A 17,323-nucleotide genomic window follows, 5' to 3' on the forward strand; every position below is an offset into this window, starting at 1 on the left:
CATGTCGGTTACGATTAAGAACGATGACTGCGAATGTTGCGACTGTTTTGTGCCGATCGATGTCGGGAACTCGGCTGGTGATTGGGAATAACCAATCGCGCCGTCCCGCTGGCAACCACGTTGCGTGCCGACGCGGCTCGTTCGCGAGTCTAAGCACAGAAGAGAGTCTTCAAGGTGCACGTCGTGAGGAGGTTCTCTGTGGCTAATCAAGCCGATTTTGAAGAGCAAGCAATGCCGCTGTTGGACCAGCTCTATGCGGGTGCGCTGCGGATGACACGGAATCCACCGGACGCGGAAGACCTTGTTCAAGAAACGTATATGAAGGCGTATCGCAATTTCGGGTCTTTTAAAGAAGGCACGAATTTGAAGGCCTGGATGTATCGCATTATGACAAATGCGTACATCAATGATTACCGCAAGGCCCAGCGCCGGCCGACGGAATCGCCGACTGATGAGATCACCGATTGGCAATTGGCTGCCAACGCGGAGCATGACTCGACGGGGCTGGAGTCGACCGAGGTTGAAGCTCTAAAGAACATTCCCGACGATCGTATCCGCGATGCTCTCATGGATCTTCCCGAGGACAATCGGATGGTTGTTTACTACGCCGACGTCGAGGGGATGCCGTATAAGGAGATCGCTCATGTGATGGGTACTCCGGTGGGAACGGTGATGAGTCGCCTTCACCGCGGAAGAAAAAAGCTGCGGGAAGCGTTAAAGGAAGTGGCCTCGGAACGTGGCATAGGCGGCGTCCAAACTGCTGGATCTGCTGAAACACATAAATAAATCCGAAAAGTACCGTTAGAAATAAGTACCGTCACATGTATGAAAGGAACGACCCCATGACTCATCACTGCGGGAATGAACCCAAGGATGAGGAGCCTGGCGCGTCAGACTCCTCAGCATCTGCCGGTGGGTATGCGCTCGATAGTTGTTGTCACGACATTATCGACGAGCTGAATGATCTTCTGGATGAACCGTGTAATCCGGAGCGCCGTCAGGCGTTAATGGAGAGGGTGAATAGCTGCCCGGAGTATTTTGAGGCCTACGGGATTGAACAAACCGTGCGTAGTCTCCTCCGTCGTAGCTGCTCAGAGCCGGCGTCGCGCGAGTTGCGTGCCCGTATTCACGTAGCGATCACGGAGCAAATCCGCTACGAGTGAGCGGGGTGTTGTCTCCGCGCCGTTGTTGTCGGTCTCCGTCACGGGGAGTGTCGACGATATTTATAGACGAGAAAAGGGCGAACCTCATGGTGGGTTCACCCTTTTGTTATGAGTTGTGTCAGCTATTCGTCAGCTGCACTAGGTGTTTTAGGCCTTTAGGCCAGGCGTTTTATGCGCTGGGCCGCTTGCCGTGGTTAGCCTTCTTCTTGCGGCGGTCCTTGCGCTTGCGTCCACGTTTGCTCATCGCGGCTCTCCTTTACTTGATTGGGGGGCAGTGGACGTGCAGTGCACGTCGTGTCTTTTTATAGGGCCGGGCCACGCGCGGGCGGTCACGACGCCATAGGAAGGTGATTTTATCGAATGGTCATTGTGATAGCTAACGCGGTCTGATCCCGGGTTTCAGTTATGTACCGCGGATCGCCTGGTGAGTTCACGCGCGCTGAGCCGTCGTTAGTGAGCTAACGAGCCTTAGACCGTAGCGCGACGACGGGAGTTGTTGCGGTTGCGGCGGCGCTTCAGAGTGCGTCGTTCGTCCTCGCTCATGCCGCCCCAGACGCCAGCGTCTTGGCCGGTCTCGATGGCCCAGGCGAGGCACTGCGAGGTCACTGGGCAGCGGTTGCAGACGACCTTTGCACGGGCAATCTGTGCCAGTGCGGGGCCGGAGTTTCCGACCGGGAAGAACAGCTCGGGGTCTTCGTCACGACAAACGGCTTTGTGGCGCCAATCCATGAAATTCTCCTTGTTACGTGCGGTGGGGGTGGCGGGTGCTGTGTCCGGTTATCGCTAACTCGACCGATGCTCCGGCCGGCAGGCACGCCAAAAGCAGCCATGGCCATGGCGTCGAAAGTGGATTAGGTGAGGACGACCGGGGGAAATCCGGAAACTAGTCCTCGAAACAGCACCCTCGTCAGCAGAAACGTTTGTATCGCTGATGTGCGTACTTGGAAACTATGGCACGGCTTGGCCAGCATTTCTAGGGTTCGGGGGTAAAATGTGTTGAACGTCACAAGAACTGTTTTTGACAGTCAGCCGTCAACCTCTAGCATTATTTGGATTGTTTGCGATAGCTTCCTTAAGCCTAAAAAGCGATAGAGTGTCACCTTAAAAGCGCTGGATATTCAGGTGAATATCACGGAAATTCAAGGTAAACACAGGATAGCTATGGGGGTGGCAGGGCCTTATATGCCCATCTTTCTGCCTGATGTGGTTGCAGTACAGCAATCAGTCTGGTTGCGGTTTCATTGCCGACGACTATTGACGACGACGAACCCGCGCGTGGGGCGTCGTCGGTGCCGGGGTTGCTACAGTGAGCGTGTGTCTAATTCCCGTAAGAAGCGTTCGGCCAATCGTGGTGTGCAGCGGAAGTCTGACCAGCGGCCGTCGCCAGAGCAGCCCCGCGAGGATGTGCAGGCAGCGCGCGACCATCAGCAAGATGCCAGTGAGGCAGAATTGACGCTCCCGTCGACTGTGAAGTGGGCGGGTTACGTCGGCCTGATTGAAGGCGCTGTGGGGCTGATTGCTGCGATCGTAATGGTCATTCAGACGGCCCGGGGACACGGCGATGGCGACGCGAAAGTCGAGGGAGTGCTCGCCAGCTGGGGCAGTGGTTACGGAACGGCATTATGGTTCGTCATCATCTTCGGCGCTGTCGCTGCGGCCGGATGGGCCTTGACTCGCGGTAAACGGTGGGGACGCGCTCCGGTGGCAATGCTGAATATGCTTCTTCTGCCGGTGGCCTGGTACATGTTCTCCTCATCCCGGCCGGATCTGGGCATTCCAACGCTTCTTGTGTCCTTGGTTGGCCTCGGGCTGATTTTTAATCCCGCCGCGGTGTCCTGGGCTGCCTCACGGTACGGCCAATAGACCGCCACTAGCCGGCCACCAAGCAGCTAATAGCCCGCACTAGCCTGCATTAATCCGCGCCCTAGGAACGATATCCCACCAGGTTATTTCCCTGTCGCTCGACGATGGTTTTGCCCGCAACGCGCAAGCTCACAGCGTCGGCAATGGCTGTGGAATCATCCCCACCGGTAGACACAGCATCACCCCGGGAAGCCCTCTCGACGGGGATCGTTTTACCCGCCTCGCCCTTCTTAGTATCGACGACGCTAATGCCTCCCTTAACAGGCACCAAGAGGTGATTGTCGCCGACGACATCCCCAGTCCCCAGCGCATCGGCAACAACGAACTGGACGGAAAGGTCCTCGGGGTCGAAGGCGTAGAGCCGTTCCCCATCCCACCAGAACATGTTGTGTGGGCCATCGTTGATAGCAGGCTCGAAGGTGTTCTGAGGCTCACCCTTCTCAGCCGCGTCCGCATTCGCACGGGTGTGGGCGTCGATAAGAGGGGACTGTTTCACTCGCTGCGATGACGTGACGTGCCCCTTCTTGTCCACGACGTCAATGCGGGGTTCACTCGCAGCCACATACACGGCAACCTTGTTTTCGCTGATGGCAACGATTTGCGCGGTGTCGGCACCCAAGTTGTACGACTTAATCATCTCTGGCTTGCGGGAATCGTCCGGCACAGCTTTCATGAGCCGAAGCATGGCATGGCCCTCGCTGTCTTTGTCGTCAGGACAGTTTTCGACGACGGCGAGCAAATCGGACCGGGTCAGCGCGGAACGAATAGTGCAGTGGGGGAAGGGCTGCATATCGGGTTCGGCTTGGTCTTCGACATCGCCGAATTCAACTGTGCGCACGAGATCATTGCGCCACAGTTCCATCCGGGTTGGGGTGACGACGCCAACGTTATCGTTGGAGCGGACCATCGACACGGGACTCGAGTTGGCTGACTCGCGGCTGTGCGAGTATTCGCCGGTCGCGTCGTCGAGAGAGCTGACTTCACCGCAGCCCGCAGGGCCCTTGAAGACGGGAATGAACTGGGAAAATGATGCCGTGACCCCACACAGGTCCTGGTTGCGGGTGTATGACCACCGGACCGACCCCGTAGCTGGGTCCAGGCCCTCCACTTTTTTCTCCCCGGTCGCCAGTACCGTCGGGCCACTGACAACTGGGCCTTCGGGGGCAGGTCCGGAAATCTCGTGAGTCCACGTTTGCTGCAGATGAGCGGGGACGCTCGTGAGCTGATCCTCGGCTTGGGGCGTGCCGTCCGCGGTAGAAAGGTGGGAATGGCGCGCCTCAGATGTCACCCACACGCCGAGAATCCACACGACCACGATGAGCGTGATAACAGCTACTGCAATCCGGTCAGTGCGCGTGGAACGTTCCGAAGGAACCCGGGGCCTGAATCTCTTCATACACTGTGACCTTACGTGTGTTGTAAGCGCCGCCCTCATTGGGCTTCACTGTTGCTTACGACGTTGGGATCCGACGCTGGGATCGTTACTTACGATGCTGGGACCGCGAGCGAGAATGCGACCGCGATCCTGACCGTGAACGACGCGACCGCGACTCCGACCGTCGGTGGGGGTCGCCTTGACGGCGGTCATCACGACGCGGACGCGAGGCTCTCTTCGCGCTCTTCCTCTGCGGACTGAGCACCTTGGCGCCACCATAGACCGGGCGGGATTCTCCGACGCGTTCGTCCACGTCATCGGGGATATTTAGCGCCTCACGCAACTCGGGTGACGTCGAAAACCATTCATCGAGTTCGCCGACGTTGAGGTCGAGTTCGTCGTCAATGACTTTCCATTTGGTGACCTCATCCCATCCGACGAGGGTCACCGCGGTGCCGGTGTGTCCGGCGCGGCCAGTTCTGCCGATGCGATGCACGTAAGTCATGGCGTCGTCCGGCACTTGATAGTTAATGACGTGGGTGACGTCGTCCACGTCGATACCGCGGGCGGCAACATCCGTCGCGACGAGAACTTCAATCTTCTTGCTGCGGAAGGCGTCGAGGGACTTTTCCCGCGCGGGTTGCGCCATATCTCCGTGGACCGCGCCGACGAGGAAACCGCGCTGGGCGAGGTCGTCGGCCACGTCGGCGGCGGAGCGCTTGGTGCGCGTGAAAATGATGGTCCGGCCGCGATTGTGCGCCTGCAGAATTGCGGACAAGGTGGCCAGCTTGTTGAGCTTGTGATTCTTGAACGCCACTTGCTTCGTGGTGGCGTGCGTCGTCGAATCATCGGTACCCTCAGCGCGGATATGAACGGGTTTGTTCATAAACGTCCTGGCCAACGCCATAATCGGGGCCGGCATCGTCGCCGAGAAGAGCATGGTTTGGCGCTTCTCAGGAACCTGCTGGAGGATTTTCTCGATATCGGGGAGGAACCCGAGATCCAGCATTTCGTCGGCTTCGTCGAGCACCAGAATGGCGACGTGGGAGAGGTCGAGCTCACGGTTCTTGCACAAATCCAGCAGCCGGCCGGGCGTGCCGACGATGCAGTCGCTTCCCTCGCGAAGCTGCGCAATCTGCTTCTCGAAGGGATGGCCGCCGCAAATCGTCGTCACGCGCAGTGAACGATGCTCATCATTGAAATTGGCCAGATTCTTCGCGGCCAAGGTGAGGTCATCGGAGACCTGATAGGCCAGCTCGCGGGTGGGGGCGACGACTAGCGCCCGGGGCGTTCCGTCGAGCTCGGGGATGGCAGCATCGTCAAAAATGCGGTCGAGGAGCGGCACCCCGTATGCCAGCGTTTTCCCCATGCCGGTTCGGGCCTGTCCGATGAGATCTTTACCGTCGAGGGCCAGCGGTAGAGTGAGCTCTTGGATCGCGAAGGTGTGCGTGATACCGTTTGCGGCCAGCGCGTCGACGATTTCTGCCGCGACGCCGAGTTCCTCAAACGTCGGCGTTTCGGGTTGTGAGGAGTGGGCGGGCCTGTTCGTGGAGGCAGTCGCGTCTTTGGGAGCGAAGGTGGCCTCGGGAGTGGTATTGCTCGTCCCTTGATTAGGCGATGCCGTCTGAGGCGCTGCCGAGCGTGATGAACGCCGGACAGCTCTCCGCCGTCGCGATGATGTACGTGCTTGCTGCGAACGCCGCTTGTCCGTCATGGTGGTTATCCTATCGTGGTGCCTACAATGGCCGGTGCTGGGCTGGTGAGACGTGTTCGCATCTGCCGAAAAATAGCCGTTATGGTGCCGCTGTATAGCCATCATGGTGAGGTCATAGGCGGCATAGAGACAACCCGACGTTGATGATAAGGATTGATGATGGAAATCAAGATTGGTTTTACAGATAACCCCCGTGAGCTGGTCATTAATGCCAAGGGGAAGAAAGAAGAAATTACCAACCAAATTAACGACGCCTTGTCCAAGCCGACGGATGCCAGCGCCGTGTTGGCCATCGACGATGCCAAAGGGCACACCCATTTGATTCGCCGTGCCGCCATTGCCTACGTAGAAATCGGCTCGGAGTCGGCTCGTCCTGTCGGCTTCGCGTAAAACGCGCATCAGCTGTTAGTACGCGCCAGCTGTTTTAGTATTCGTGTTTTAATACCGCCCGTTTAGTATTCGCCTGCTGCCTTCGACTTTCCGCACCACGAGGTTTCCCCAAAGAGTCATTATCGAATGAGCCACAACAACGACGTGCACCGTGACCGTGTCAATGCGGGCCACACCAATAACTCTGCTATCGACCCCGACGGTCCTGCGCCGATGACCCGTACCCCGTTGAAGAAGAAACTTCAGCCGGGGGCGGCCACCCGTGCGGAATCCACGCCAGTGATGCTTGCCCGTCGATGGGGGTGGGGAGCGTTGGTTATTCCCGTCGTCGCGGTACTTGTCCTGTGGCTGGTTGTCGCTGCCACGACAGGAGTGGGGAATCCGTTTCGGGCGTCGACAGTGCAAGACTCCCCATTTAGCCAGGGTGATGGTGATGGAGCGCAAGGCGATGGCCCGCATGGGTTGGGTGATAACCCGGTTCCGTCGTCGCCGGAGTTGGAAAAAGGCCTGCAGAAGGAGTTGCCAAAGGGCGGTCCGTACACCGAGGCCGGTGAGGGGACGTATCGCGCGATCGGTAGGCCTGGGATGAAGGTCGGCGAGGGCAAAACCAAGCGCGTGAAATTTGTTATTGAGGCTGAAAATGGGCTCGATACGAATAGCTACGGTGGGGACGATGCGGTCTCGACGATGATTGATAGCACCCTTTCTGATCCGCGGAGCTGGACGCACGATAAGAACATCGCATTTGAGCACATCGATATCGATGACCCCACCCAGACGCCTGATTTGCGCATCCAGATTTCCAGTCCGGAAACCGCCCGCCAGGCCTGCGGGGATAGCATCAAAATTGAAACCAGCTGTTTTACTGCCGCGGGTAATCGTGTTGTTCTCAATGAGGCCCGGTGGGTTCGTGGTTCCGGGGCCTTTAATGGTGATCTTGGGTCATACCGCGAGTACATGATCAACCATGAGGTCGGGCACGGAATCGGCTACGCCCACCACAAAGCATGTGAAGACGATGGTGGATTAGCGCCTATCATGATGCAGCAGACACTGGGCTTGGCCAATAACCCATTGCATAAGCTGGATAAAGAATCCGCCCAGGTGTACCCCGAGGACAATAAAGTCTGTAAATACAATGCATGGCCGTACCCGCAAGCGTCGAAATCGTAGTGCGTAAGGGACAGAACGTACTTAAGGATGGAACCCATGACTTCAGCGGAACCGACACCACTTCATGACATGGCCCCACCGTCGGACCCCATCCTGATGGGCTTGCGGGCAGATCGCGGAACCCCCGAACTCTTGGGGCGCGAATGGGGGTATGGGTGGAAAGTCCAATCTGCCGTTCTTCGACGCGCACATCATGCGGATACGGCAATTTGGTCGGCGAAAATGCGCCACAAATTAAAGCCGTCGGGGATCGGCGTTGTCCGGCCCCTGAGCTCCTCTGATGGGCGCTACATCCTCGGAGGGTGGCACGCGGACACATGGGTACAGGGCCACCCCGCTCCTCGATTTGACGAAATCGCCGCCGCGTCCCTTCTGCTGTCGGAATCCATCGACCAGGCGATGGACGTGGGTGGAAATGACCGTTTCAGTGAGAACCCACTTCCGCAGATTGACCTGGATGAACGCCCGTGGACAACGCAACACCTCTTCGCCGCAGCCGATCAGGCGGCGTTTTCCGAGGACCCATCGCAGGTGATCGCGCCGGGTCTCGACGTCTCCGCAGTGGCGAGTTCCACCGTTGCTCAAGCCTTAGAGTTGGCGTCCTCGGTGGCGGCATTGCGCGACGAGGTGCAGGCTCCGAACCGCGTCGTGTCCTCCGACATGGTGGGGACGACGGTGTTTGATGGTTCCTCCCCGGCCGTCGTGACCGAGATCCCGCCGGTGTTTCATCCTCATGCATGGCCCGTTGCGTTGACCGTCGTCGACGGAATGGCCTGGGGAAATGCCGACGACGGTTTAGCATCGCGATGGTCACACCTGCCGGACTTCGACGAAATGATGGTCCGCGCGGTGCTCTATCGGTTGTTCGTCCACGCCTTGCATCCTGATGCCAAGGAAGGCTCGCTGGTGGGGTTGGGGCGCATGGTTGAGGTCGTGCGCGCGCGTCGCGGTTCTGGGGCGCGAACGTCGTAGGGCAGCGGCAGCGTAGTGTGTTTTTGGACAATGTGAGTAGAAAATGAGCTAGCGTGTCCTAACCAAGTGCAATAATTAGCACTATGTTGACATCGACACCCTCACACAGTCCCCTCGACATTCACCTGACTAAAGAAGCTCCCGTCCACGCTGACTTCCATTGGCAAGGACAAGCGTCTGATCTTATTAGCTCTGCAGGCTCCTCATCAGGCACTTTTGTAGTCCAGGGCGGGCCTGGTTCTGGTCGTTCGTCGTTTTTACGGGATGTTGCTCGGGCAGAGATTATGGCCGGCACAAATCCGGATTCCATCTTGTTTCTTACTGCCTCGAAAGAGGCTGCTGGTGAAACTAATCGGTGGCTTTTAAGCGCAATCGAACAAGAGTTTGATAAAGATAACGCGGTAGAGAGAGTGTTTTCTGAACCGATTGCCCGGTCAGTGCACTCGTTTGCATTCGCCGTATTGCGAGACCAAGCGGCGCGCAACCCCGGAGCACCGAAGCTGCGTCTATTGACGGGCGCGGAACACGATGCATTGGTCCAAGACCTGCTCCGTGAACAGGCGGAACAGGGCTCGGATATATGGCCGGACAAGTTGAAACCTGCTCTGACAACTCTGGGGTTTGCCCGTCAGCTGCGCGACTTTTTGCTGCGTGTGACTGAGCGTGGGGTTACGTCCGAGAAACTTCGTGAGTATGGCCAGAGATTTTCTCGTGAGGAATGGATTGCCGCCGCCGACTTTTACGATGATTATCGCTCCACGGCTCGCCTTATGGGGTCGAATGCTCTTAATGCCTCAGAATTGATCCGCGCCGCCGTCGACGCACTTGACAATGATGAGGAATTATCGGAGCCGCTGAACTTCGATGTCATCCTTATCGACGATTCCCAGTTTTTCGATCCTCTGTCCTCGGCTCTGGTGGAACGCTTCCGATCTCGTGCGCGGCTAACGCTGGTCGCTAGCGCGGAATCAGAATCAGTGTTTGGATTCCGCGGTGGCAGCACGAAGTACGCGAAGAGCCTAGTGGACAAAGAAAAGACTATCCACTTGCCGGGGACGAAACGAATGGCACCTCCGGTGGCGGAACTGGCTGCTGGCGTAGCTAAATCGATGCGTACCCGCGAAAGTAATAGGTGGGCGGAGGAAATCCGGCAGCAGGTTGCCACGAACTCTGCAAATGACGGTACCGACCCCGGCGAGGCTGATATCCGCATTCTCACGTCACCATCAGCAGAGGTTGCCGCGGTCGTGGACCGTGTTCGGCGTGCTCACCTCGTCGACAATGTTTCGTGGAAAGGCATTGCCGTTATTGTTCGGTCAAAGAGTCAAGCTGCCCCAATCAGACGGGGATTGCTGTCCGCGGGTGTGCCGGTCGCCGATGATCCGACCGAGATCGTCCTGTCTGAGCAACCGATGGTTCGAGCACTTCTTCTCGTTGTCCGGGGTGCTGTTGATAAGAACCTCACGAACGACGAGCTAGAACGAATGGTGCTCAGCCCCATCGGTGGTGGTGATCCAGTAACATTCCGCCGTATTTTGCGCGGGCTCCGTCGTGGGTTCATGAGATTAGAGTTTGATGATCCCGACAAAGCGGATGATCTGGCAAGCACGATCATGACCGATGATGAAGACTTCGGCCGACCGGTTTTCCGCGCGATTGATGCTTTGCGGTTCATTCTTTTAGGTGGTGAGCTTGCCGATCTCACGAAGAACCTCACTGCCCGGGAAAAAGATCTGATCATGCGAGTACGCAGTGTCATTGAAGCTGGTCAGACGGCTTATCGCAACGGTGAGAGCATCGAGACAATCCTGTGGGAAGTGTGGAATGCCGCGGGCTTGTCGGATGCGTTGGTTGATCAATCGTTACGTGGTGGTGCTGTGGGGTCAATGGCCGATCGGCATCTCGACGCTGTCATGTCCTTATTCGACGCTGCCGGCGACTATGTTGAACGCCGCCCATCCAGCACAATCACCACGTTCCTGCAGTTCATGCGCGACCAAGAATTACCGACGGGTGCTCGTGATCGACGCGGCCCCGTGCGCGACGCCGTCGTTGTGTCCCCGGCCCACGCCACTGTAGGAAAAGAGTGGGATACCGTCGTCGTTGCCGGGCTGCAGGAGGACGTATGGCCGTCGCTGTCTGAAACAGGCACTATTTTCCGCCAAGAAGAATTTATTGACTTGGTGGATAGTGATGTTGAACCGGGCCTGCCAGGGAATAGACGTGGCCGTTATGACGATCGTTTGGCCGAAGAACGCCGTCTGTTCCTTGTGGCAGTGACACGTGCACGACGCTCCTTGTTGGTGACAGCTGTAGGCCCTCATGTTTCGGATGATGGAAAAGTTGATAGCGATGCAGATACGCGCTCTCGGTTTTTGGAGGAGATTGCTACCGATGATATTGCGTTGAGTTCGCACGATGGAAGCGATCATGAGTCCTCTGAGAGCGCGGATTCCGGTGCTACCGAAAACAGTGATGGGGCGGCGACGCAGTCATCGTTGTCGATGCGCCCGGAGCGCGAGTACCCTCGCGTCTTATCGGCGGATTCCCTCATTGCGGAACTCAGGCGCGCGGTTGAATCGAAGGACACACCTAGTCATGAACGGGAACAGGCTGCCCGCCAGCTAGCCCGGCTGGCTTTGGCTGCGGGTGACACCCCGTCCCGGGAATCGGTGATCGCTGCGGCGAACCCTGATCATTGGTGGGGGCTTCAGGGACTTTCGACGACGAAGAGCTTGCACGATGACGATAAGTCATATGTCATTTTTCCATCTCAGGTGGAAGATTACCTTGCCTATCCTCTAGGTGCTTTTCTAAAGAGCGTCCAAACTGCGGGGCGTGATAGTAGCGAAACTTTGCTGGGGACTTTAACGCACATGGCCGCTGAGGCCATGGAGCGTGGCGTTGATGAGGAGAAAGTTCGCGATCGCTTCCTAGCAACAGTACCTCGGCTCCTAGGGCCCCATGCGTGGAATAAAGAAGAGCAAATCGAGGCGTGGCACAAGATGTTTAACGGACTGGTGGAAAAACTTCATGAACGAGATGCCGCTCTAACCGGGCATGCAGAGTTTGAAAAAGATATGGGTGGAACTCTGATCGGCCATACAGATTCTGGTGAGGAAGTACAGATTAAGGGAAAGATCGATCGTCTAGAAGTCAGTGATGATGGAAAGTACTACATCATCGATTTCAAAACAGGGCATAAGATCCCAGAGGACGTACCCAACCACCCACAACTGAAGACCTATCAGACTTTGATGGCGAAATGGGAAGGTCCACAGGAGTCTTCCCTCAGTTCTGCCTCTCCTTCGGCTTCCGGTAAAGCGGGGGACTCCTCAGTGGACAACTGCTTAGCAGGGGCTGAGCTTATTTATCCGCATAAAAAACCTCGGAAACGGCCTGTTCAGGCACCACTGACCAATGAGGACATTGATTCATGGACGAGGAAACTCATTGAACTTGCGACCGTGATGGCTGGTCCGCAGTTTGCAGGTCGGTTTGACTTAGGGCGCGATGAGAAAAATCGTTTCGGTTCTCTCGGCAGTGTGCTGATTGGAAAATCGGTGCTGGATCCGACTTTTACCCCATCGAACCCCGAAGATACGGATTAGTTCGTATTTCAAATCCCCCGTGGCCTCGGTGGTTCACACACTGACCGACCGTCCACATTTGTGAACATCGTTGTTAAAAAGATTGGATGAGATCACCATGCCCTACGCTTCCCATGAACCGGAGTTCAGCGCAGAAAGAATTGCTAAGGCTTTAGGCCAGCCTGCTCCCACGAAGCAACAAAGAGAAGTTATTGAGGCCGAATTAGAGCCGCAGCTTGTTGTCGCGGGCGCAGGTGCGGGAAAGACTGAGACCATGGCAGCCCGTGCGGTCTTTCTCGTCGCTAATGGATGGGTTTCCACGGATCAGATACTGGGCTTAACATTCACCCGAAAAGCTGCGGGTGAGCTCAACGCTCGTATTCGTCACCGTCTCAACCAACTTGTTGAGAGCGGTCTCATTCTGCCGGATGATCCGCGTTACGACAACATCAAGGATATCCAACAAACGGTGGTGACCTATGACTCATTTATGCAGAAGATCGTTCACGAATTTGGTCTGCTCCTACCGATTGAGCCAGCCGTACAAGTAGCTGATGGTCCGGAACAATGGTTAACTGCCGGCCGAGTCATCAGTGACCTTGGATACAAGGATGAGTCTGGGCCTTATACGTTTTCAAAGCAAGACTCAACAGCCAGGAAATCTATGCTTGACCTGTCTGAAGCGATGAACAACCACCTGGTGACTCCTCAAAAAGCTGCGGAGGAAACTCAGGCATTTATCGACAATGTAGTGAACGCAGAAGGCGTTATTGCTAAAAGCGGTCCAAACCGCGGCGGGCTGAAAAAAGAGGTGATTGAATTCTATGCACCTCACCGAGATCGCTTGATGCTTCTTAAGTATCAGAAAGAGTTCTATGAGAGACTCTCCGACAAGTATCTGATGACGTACGGACAGATTACTGCTAAAGCCACGCAGCTAGTTCGAGAGCATCCTGAGATAGGACAGGAATTACGTACCCGGTACCGCGCTGTTTTTCTTGACGAATATCAGGACACTAATTATGCGCAGCACGAGTTTCTCCGTAGTCTTTTTGGTTCTATTTCAGGGTCAGAGGACGATGAGCCGATCGGTGTGACAGCAGTGGGGGACCCGATGCAAAGCATCTACGGTTTTCGTGGTGCAAGTCCCGGCAATCTATATCGATTCCGTGGTGACTTTCCACGACGTGAGGATGGTCACCTTACCCCGTGTGAAAGGAGGGATCTCTCCGAATCATTCCGCAACCCATACGAAGTACTCGGTTTAGCCAATGCTGTAGCGAAAGATGCGTTGCCCGTCGGGAAGAAATTAGTAACGGATTTGAAGAGTGGCGTTAACGTTTGTTCGGGTAGAGTATCCCTGAAGTGGGCTCTAGATAAGCAAGAGGAAGTGGAGTGGGTTGCTGACGTCCTCACAGAGGAATACCGCTCAGCGAGGCAAAAGAGTTCAGAAGATGGGTCAACCAAACCATTTACAGGTGCGATTCTCGTGCGCAAAAACGCCGACGTAGCCCCTTTTGCCGAAGCTCTCACCAAGCGAGGTATTCCCGTCGGCGTGTCGCCGGATGCTCTGTATAACATCCCAGAAGTTAGAGAGGTTCTATCCGTACTGCGTGTTGTGGTGGATCCAAGTGACGACGAGGCTACGCTCCAAGTGCTGAGTAGTCCGCGATGGCGAATAGGAACGCGGGATATTAAAAAACTCAGTTACAGGGCTAAGGACCTTGCTCGAGAATCCGATGATCAACCCGGGACGAGGAACTCGACACACAAAGAAATCGACTCCATCGAGATCTTTGAAGAAAAAGCAAATGAACTGGAACTTCCAGGGGATGGGACCGAAGTTAGCCTTGCTGATGCGATCGCAGATCTCGGAATAAGGCCAGGCCAGGGGGACAAACTGGCGTTTAGCGATGAAGGGGGCATACGGTTACAAGCATTGTCAGCTGAACTGCGGTGGCTGCGTCAACAAAGTATGATGGTGCCACTTCCGGATCTCATTGCACAGATTGAGAGCACTTTAGGCCTGAGAGCCGAGGTGCTTGCGCGACAAGACCCGTCCGTGGATGGTGCTGCAGGGACAATTCACCTTGATCGGCTCCGCGATGTTGCCGAAGATTTCACAACGCGAGGAGGAAGCACACAAGAGTTTCTCGACTATCTCGAGGCAGCGGACGAGGCTACCGGGACGACTATGGAAGCTGGAGAAGTTTCTGTTCACTCGGACCAGGTACAAATTCTTACTGTCCATAGTGCAAAGGGATTGGAATGGGATATCGTCGCTGTTCCATTTTGTGATGCCTCTGCTTATAACAGTCCAGATATGAGGCCAGATTCAAAGAAAAAGGGGACGAAACCAGGGAAATGGACAAGCACGTGGTTGGGGGATTCGAGTGTCCTGCCCCCCGCGCTCAGGGGCGATCCTCCTTCGTCCGATAACCCCCTAGGCTTCCCTGTGTTCGACAATAGTGAGCTGGAGACATGGGATGAAATTCAGGCGGCAAAGAAAGAGTATAAAAAAGAGATTGAGGGCGTCGATATACGGTCTTCTGATTTCCTCTTTTACGTGGCTATCACTAGGAGCGCACGCCGACTGCTTATCTCCGGGCACGGCGTTGACCCTGCTAAGAAACCGCCCCTACGTTACAAGTCACATCGCTTTCTTCAGGTCCAAAACATGGTCGCGGGCAAATTGGGCATTGACGTTGACGCACGTTTCGAAGAACTCAGAGAAACCGGCACAGACGAGCCACTCCGCATTACAGCAAACTCTGGTGGAGATTACCCAACGTGGAGTATCGACATAACGGAACCTCCCTCTGAGGAGGACATTAGTGATGACACCGAGCATGAAGGCCCTATGTGGCCATCCGATCCGCTCGGCGACCGTCGTGAATCTGTCGATAAAGCAGCTGAGTTAGTACGGTCAGCCATGGAAGAACTCAAGGCTGAATCCGCTGACTCGGATAAGGGCTACACCCCGAAGGCGGATGCAGGAACTTTGGCTTCCACCTGGGAAAACGAGACCACGGCACTGATCGAAGAAGCACGAGCAGCCCACACGGACCACATCGACGTTGACCTCGGATTGGAACTGACTCCCTCCGAAGTGATGTTACTGTCAGCCGACCGCGAGGCATTTGCACGCCGTCGTGCTCGGCCAGTGCCCTTCAAGCCCAACCCATACGCCAAGAGGGGCACGGCGTTTCACGAGTGGTTGGAGACAGAGCTGGGCGGAGCCTCCGCGCTCATCGACGATGACGCCTTGTTAGATGACATGGATGACGGTGACGATGGTGTACCCACCACTCAGCCCGAACTCGATAGCCTCAAAGACGCATTTATGAAGTCCGAATGGGCTGGAAAGACAGCGGGGGAGGTCGAAAGTGGTTTCATCCAGAACCTGGGAGGCTACTATATCCGTGGCCGCATGGATGCCGTTTTCGAGAGCGAGAAAAATGGAACACCAGAGTGGTTCATCGTCGACTGGAAAACCGGTAAGAAACCCACTGGTGAAAACATGAAACGAGCGGAGATTCAACTTGCGATGTATAAAGAAGCTCTGCGTCGACAATTAGTAGCTAAAGGCATACGCGACCCCAAGATCAGGGCAGCGTTCCACTACGTCAGGACCAACGAGACCTATGAACCCGCGGAACTACCATCCCCGGACGAACTCGCTCATGGCGTGCTCTCTACACTGGACACCTCAGAGATTGAACAGCCTGGCGATAGTATGCAGTGAGTAACCGCGTGAACGCGCCGGTTAGCTACGGGGGAGCATTGCGTGCCAACCCCTTGCAAGCTAACGGCGTCCCATGCGGGGATAATGGCCACGCCAGAACACCGACCACCAGCGAGTGACCACCAGCGAGTAAGGAGAACGAAACGCCATGCGGGTGATGCATAATGCGTGAGCGCTTCAAAGTGCGCGGGGACCAGGCACCCCTCAACAATTTGCCCGTGCATGCGCTGGTCAACATCGTCCGAATTCCCTCGCAAGCGCCGTTGAGCCCGTGGTGGCTGATCGTTCGTCGATTCTTCTACGCTCTGGTCCTCCTCCTTGTGGCGTCGGTCATTTGCTGGTTGGACAAAGACGGATACTCAGAGCACCTGACGTTTATCGATGCGCTGTACTATTCCACTGTTTCGTTGACGACAACAGGGTACGGCGACATCACACCCGTCACAGAAAACGCGCGCATTGTCAACATCCTGGTCATCACACCAATGCGCATCGTATTCCTGGTCTTATTGGTCGGTACGACGCTGTCCGTCCTGACCGAAGCATCCCGTCGAGCATTACAAATCCAAAGGTGGAGGAGACAATTGCGCAACCATACCGTCGTCGTCGGCTACGGCACCAAAGGCCGATCCGCCGTCTCTGCCCTCGTTGAAGACGGGGTCCCTCCGAACCAGATCGTCGTCGTCGATACTGACAAAGACTCCTTGGCCGCAGCCGAAAACAGAGGCCTCGTGACGGTCAACGGGTCCGCCACCAAAGCCGACGTCCTACGCCTAGCGGGTGTATCACGGGCCCGGTCCGTGGTTGTCGCTCCCAACATGGACGACACCGCCGTCCTCGTCACGCTATCGGTCCGCGAAATCGCCCCCTCCGCCACCATCGTGGCCAGTGTCCGGGAATCCGAAAACGTCCACTTGGTGCGGCAATCGGGCGCAGACTCCGTCGTCATTTCCTCCGAAACCGCGGGCCGAATGTTGGGCTTGGCCACCATGACACCCTCCGTTGTGGAAATGATGGAAGACCTGCTCAGCCCCGATGAAGGATTCTCCATCGCCGAACGCGTCGTACGAGACGACGAAGTCGGCGGCCACCCCAGGAACCTCTCCGACATCGTGCTCGGCGTGGTGCGGTCCGGTGAGCTGTACCGCATCGATTCCCCCGAAGCCAACGTCGTCGAACAGGGCGATCGGCTGCTCTACGTGCGGCGCGTGTACCCCGCCGAAGGCAGCGACGGGCAGGGAAATACTCCGCGCAACCCCAGTGCGAAAAATGTGAAACCACGCAAGTCCGGGGCGGAAAAGAAATAACAGGATCCTACGACGATGGCCAACCATGGGA

13 protein-coding genes are annotated in these 17,323 nt (G+C 56.4%); 9 read left to right on the forward strand and 4 right to left on the reverse strand.

Annotated features, from left to right (window positions below):
• Window positions 1-198 precede the first annotated feature (198 nt).
• Window positions 199-786 carry a sigma-70 family RNA polymerase sigma factor gene (locus JMN36_RS09970; protein WP_412728550.1) on the forward strand — a complete coding sequence of 196 codons (588 nt, stop codon included), beginning with the start codon at window positions 199-201 and terminating at the stop codon, window positions 784-786.
• A 56-nt stretch (window positions 787-842) separates the two neighbouring features.
• Window positions 843-1,163, forward strand: coding sequence for a hypothetical protein (locus JMN36_RS09975; protein WP_052722176.1), 321 nt, complete (start codon window positions 843-845; stop codon window positions 1,161-1,163).
• Between the two features lie 169 nt (window positions 1,164-1,332).
• Here JMN36_RS09975 and JMN36_RS11130 read toward each other — a convergent pair whose 3' ends face one another.
• On the reverse strand, window positions 1,333-1,407 hold the full coding sequence (locus JMN36_RS11130; RefSeq protein WP_012732104.1) for a 50S ribosomal protein bL37: 75 nt from the start codon (window positions 1,405-1,407) through the stop codon (window positions 1,333-1,335).
• A gap of 224 nt (window positions 1,408-1,631) precedes the next feature.
• Window positions 1,632-1,892 (reverse strand): WhiB family transcriptional regulator, encoded by a 261-nt coding sequence (locus JMN36_RS09980; RefSeq protein WP_046202645.1) that lies wholly within the window; start codon window positions 1,890-1,892, stop codon window positions 1,632-1,634.
• Between the two features lie 585 nt (window positions 1,893-2,477).
• Here JMN36_RS09980 and JMN36_RS09985 point away from each other — a divergent pair.
• On the forward strand, window positions 2,478-3,026 hold the full coding sequence (locus JMN36_RS09985; RefSeq protein WP_236881855.1) for a hypothetical protein: 549 nt from the start codon (window positions 2,478-2,480) through the stop codon (window positions 3,024-3,026).
• Between the two features lie 61 nt (window positions 3,027-3,087).
• On the opposite strand, the gene JMN36_RS09990 is transcribed toward JMN36_RS09985, so the two are convergent.
• Together JMN36_RS09990 and JMN36_RS09995 are read right to left on the reverse strand one after the other, a co-directional pair.
• Window positions 3,088-4,422, reverse strand: coding sequence for an Rv3212 family protein (locus JMN36_RS09990; RefSeq protein WP_221924355.1), 1,335 nt, complete (start codon window positions 4,420-4,422; stop codon window positions 3,088-3,090).
• 85 nt (window positions 4,423-4,507) lie between these two features.
• Window positions 4,508-6,115: a DEAD/DEAH box helicase gene (locus tag JMN36_RS09995; protein ID WP_221924356.1), complete on the reverse strand. Its 1,608-nt coding sequence runs from the start codon at window positions 6,113-6,115 to the stop codon at window positions 4,508-4,510.
• 156 nt (window positions 6,116-6,271) lie between these two features.
• Here JMN36_RS09995 and JMN36_RS10000 point away from each other — a divergent pair, with 156 nt between their 5' ends.
• From JMN36_RS10000 to JMN36_RS10025, 6 genes are all read left to right on the forward strand, one after another.
• The gene (locus tag JMN36_RS10000; protein ID WP_370659509.1) at window positions 6,272-6,505 is read left to right on the forward strand and encodes a DUF3107 domain-containing protein; all 234 of its coding nucleotides are present in this window, start codon (window positions 6,272-6,274) and stop codon (window positions 6,503-6,505) included.
• A 126-nt stretch (window positions 6,506-6,631) separates the two neighbouring features.
• A complete protein-coding gene (locus JMN36_RS10005; protein WP_236883115.1) occupies window positions 6,632-7,678 on the forward strand; it encodes a DUF3152 domain-containing protein in 1,047 nt (348 codons plus the stop codon).
• Window positions 7,679-7,714: 36 nt separating this feature from the next.
• Window positions 7,715-8,650 carry a TIGR02569 family protein gene (locus JMN36_RS10010; protein ID WP_221924357.1) on the forward strand — a complete coding sequence of 312 codons (936 nt, stop codon included), beginning with the start codon at window positions 7,715-7,717 and terminating at the stop codon, window positions 8,648-8,650.
• A gap of 83 nt (window positions 8,651-8,733) precedes the next feature.
• Entirely contained in the window at window positions 8,734-12,261 is a 3,528-nt protein-coding gene (locus JMN36_RS10015) for an ATP-dependent DNA helicase (RefSeq protein ID WP_221924358.1), read from the forward strand.
• 97 nt (window positions 12,262-12,358) lie between these two features.
• Complete coding sequence (locus JMN36_RS10020; RefSeq protein WP_221924359.1) at window positions 12,359-15,985, forward strand: UvrD-helicase domain-containing protein; 3,627 nt, start codon at window positions 12,359-12,361, stop codon at window positions 15,983-15,985.
• Between the two features lie 164 nt (window positions 15,986-16,149).
• Window positions 16,150-17,292 (forward strand): potassium channel family protein, encoded by a 1,143-nt coding sequence (locus JMN36_RS10025; protein ID WP_221924360.1) that lies wholly within the window; start codon window positions 16,150-16,152, stop codon window positions 17,290-17,292.
• Window positions 17,293-17,323 lie beyond the last annotated feature (31 nt).

Source organism: Corynebacterium pseudokroppenstedtii (genome assembly GCF_019754945.1).
In the GTDB taxonomy this organism is placed as follows: domain Bacteria; phylum Actinomycetota; class Actinomycetes; order Mycobacteriales; family Mycobacteriaceae; genus Corynebacterium; species Corynebacterium pseudokroppenstedtii.

Bases quoted from the DNA above. Each gene is read 5' to 3' on its own strand.
- JMN36_RS09975 (WP_052722176.1), top strand. From the start codon at position 843: ATGACTCATCACTGCGGGAATGAACCCAAGGATGAGGAGCCTGGCGCG.
- JMN36_RS09980 (WP_046202645.1), bottom strand. From the start codon at position 1,892: ATGGATTGGCGCCACAAAGCCGTTTGTCGTGACGAAGACCCCGAGCTG.
- JMN36_RS09990 (WP_221924355.1), bottom strand. From the start codon at position 4,422: ATGAAGAGATTCAGGCCCCGGGTTCCTTCGGAACGTTCCACGCGCACT.
- JMN36_RS09995 (WP_221924356.1), bottom strand. From the start codon at position 6,115: ATGACGGACAAGCGGCGTTCGCAGCAAGCACGTACATCATCGCGACGG.
- JMN36_RS10000 (WP_370659509.1), top strand. From the start codon at position 6,272: ATGATGGAAATCAAGATTGGTTTTACAGATAACCCCCGTGAGCTGGTC.
- JMN36_RS10005 (WP_236883115.1), top strand. From the start codon at position 6,632: ATGAGCCACAACAACGACGTGCACCGTGACCGTGTCAATGCGGGCCAC.
- JMN36_RS10010 (WP_221924357.1), top strand. From the start codon at position 7,715: ATGACTTCAGCGGAACCGACACCACTTCATGACATGGCCCCACCGTCG.
- JMN36_RS10015 (WP_221924358.1), top strand. From the start codon at position 8,734: ATGTTGACATCGACACCCTCACACAGTCCCCTCGACATTCACCTGACT.
- JMN36_RS10020 (WP_221924359.1), top strand. From the start codon at position 12,359: ATGCCCTACGCTTCCCATGAACCGGAGTTCAGCGCAGAAAGAATTGCT.
- JMN36_RS10025 (WP_221924360.1), top strand. From the start codon at position 16,150: ATGCGTGAGCGCTTCAAAGTGCGCGGGGACCAGGCACCCCTCAACAAT.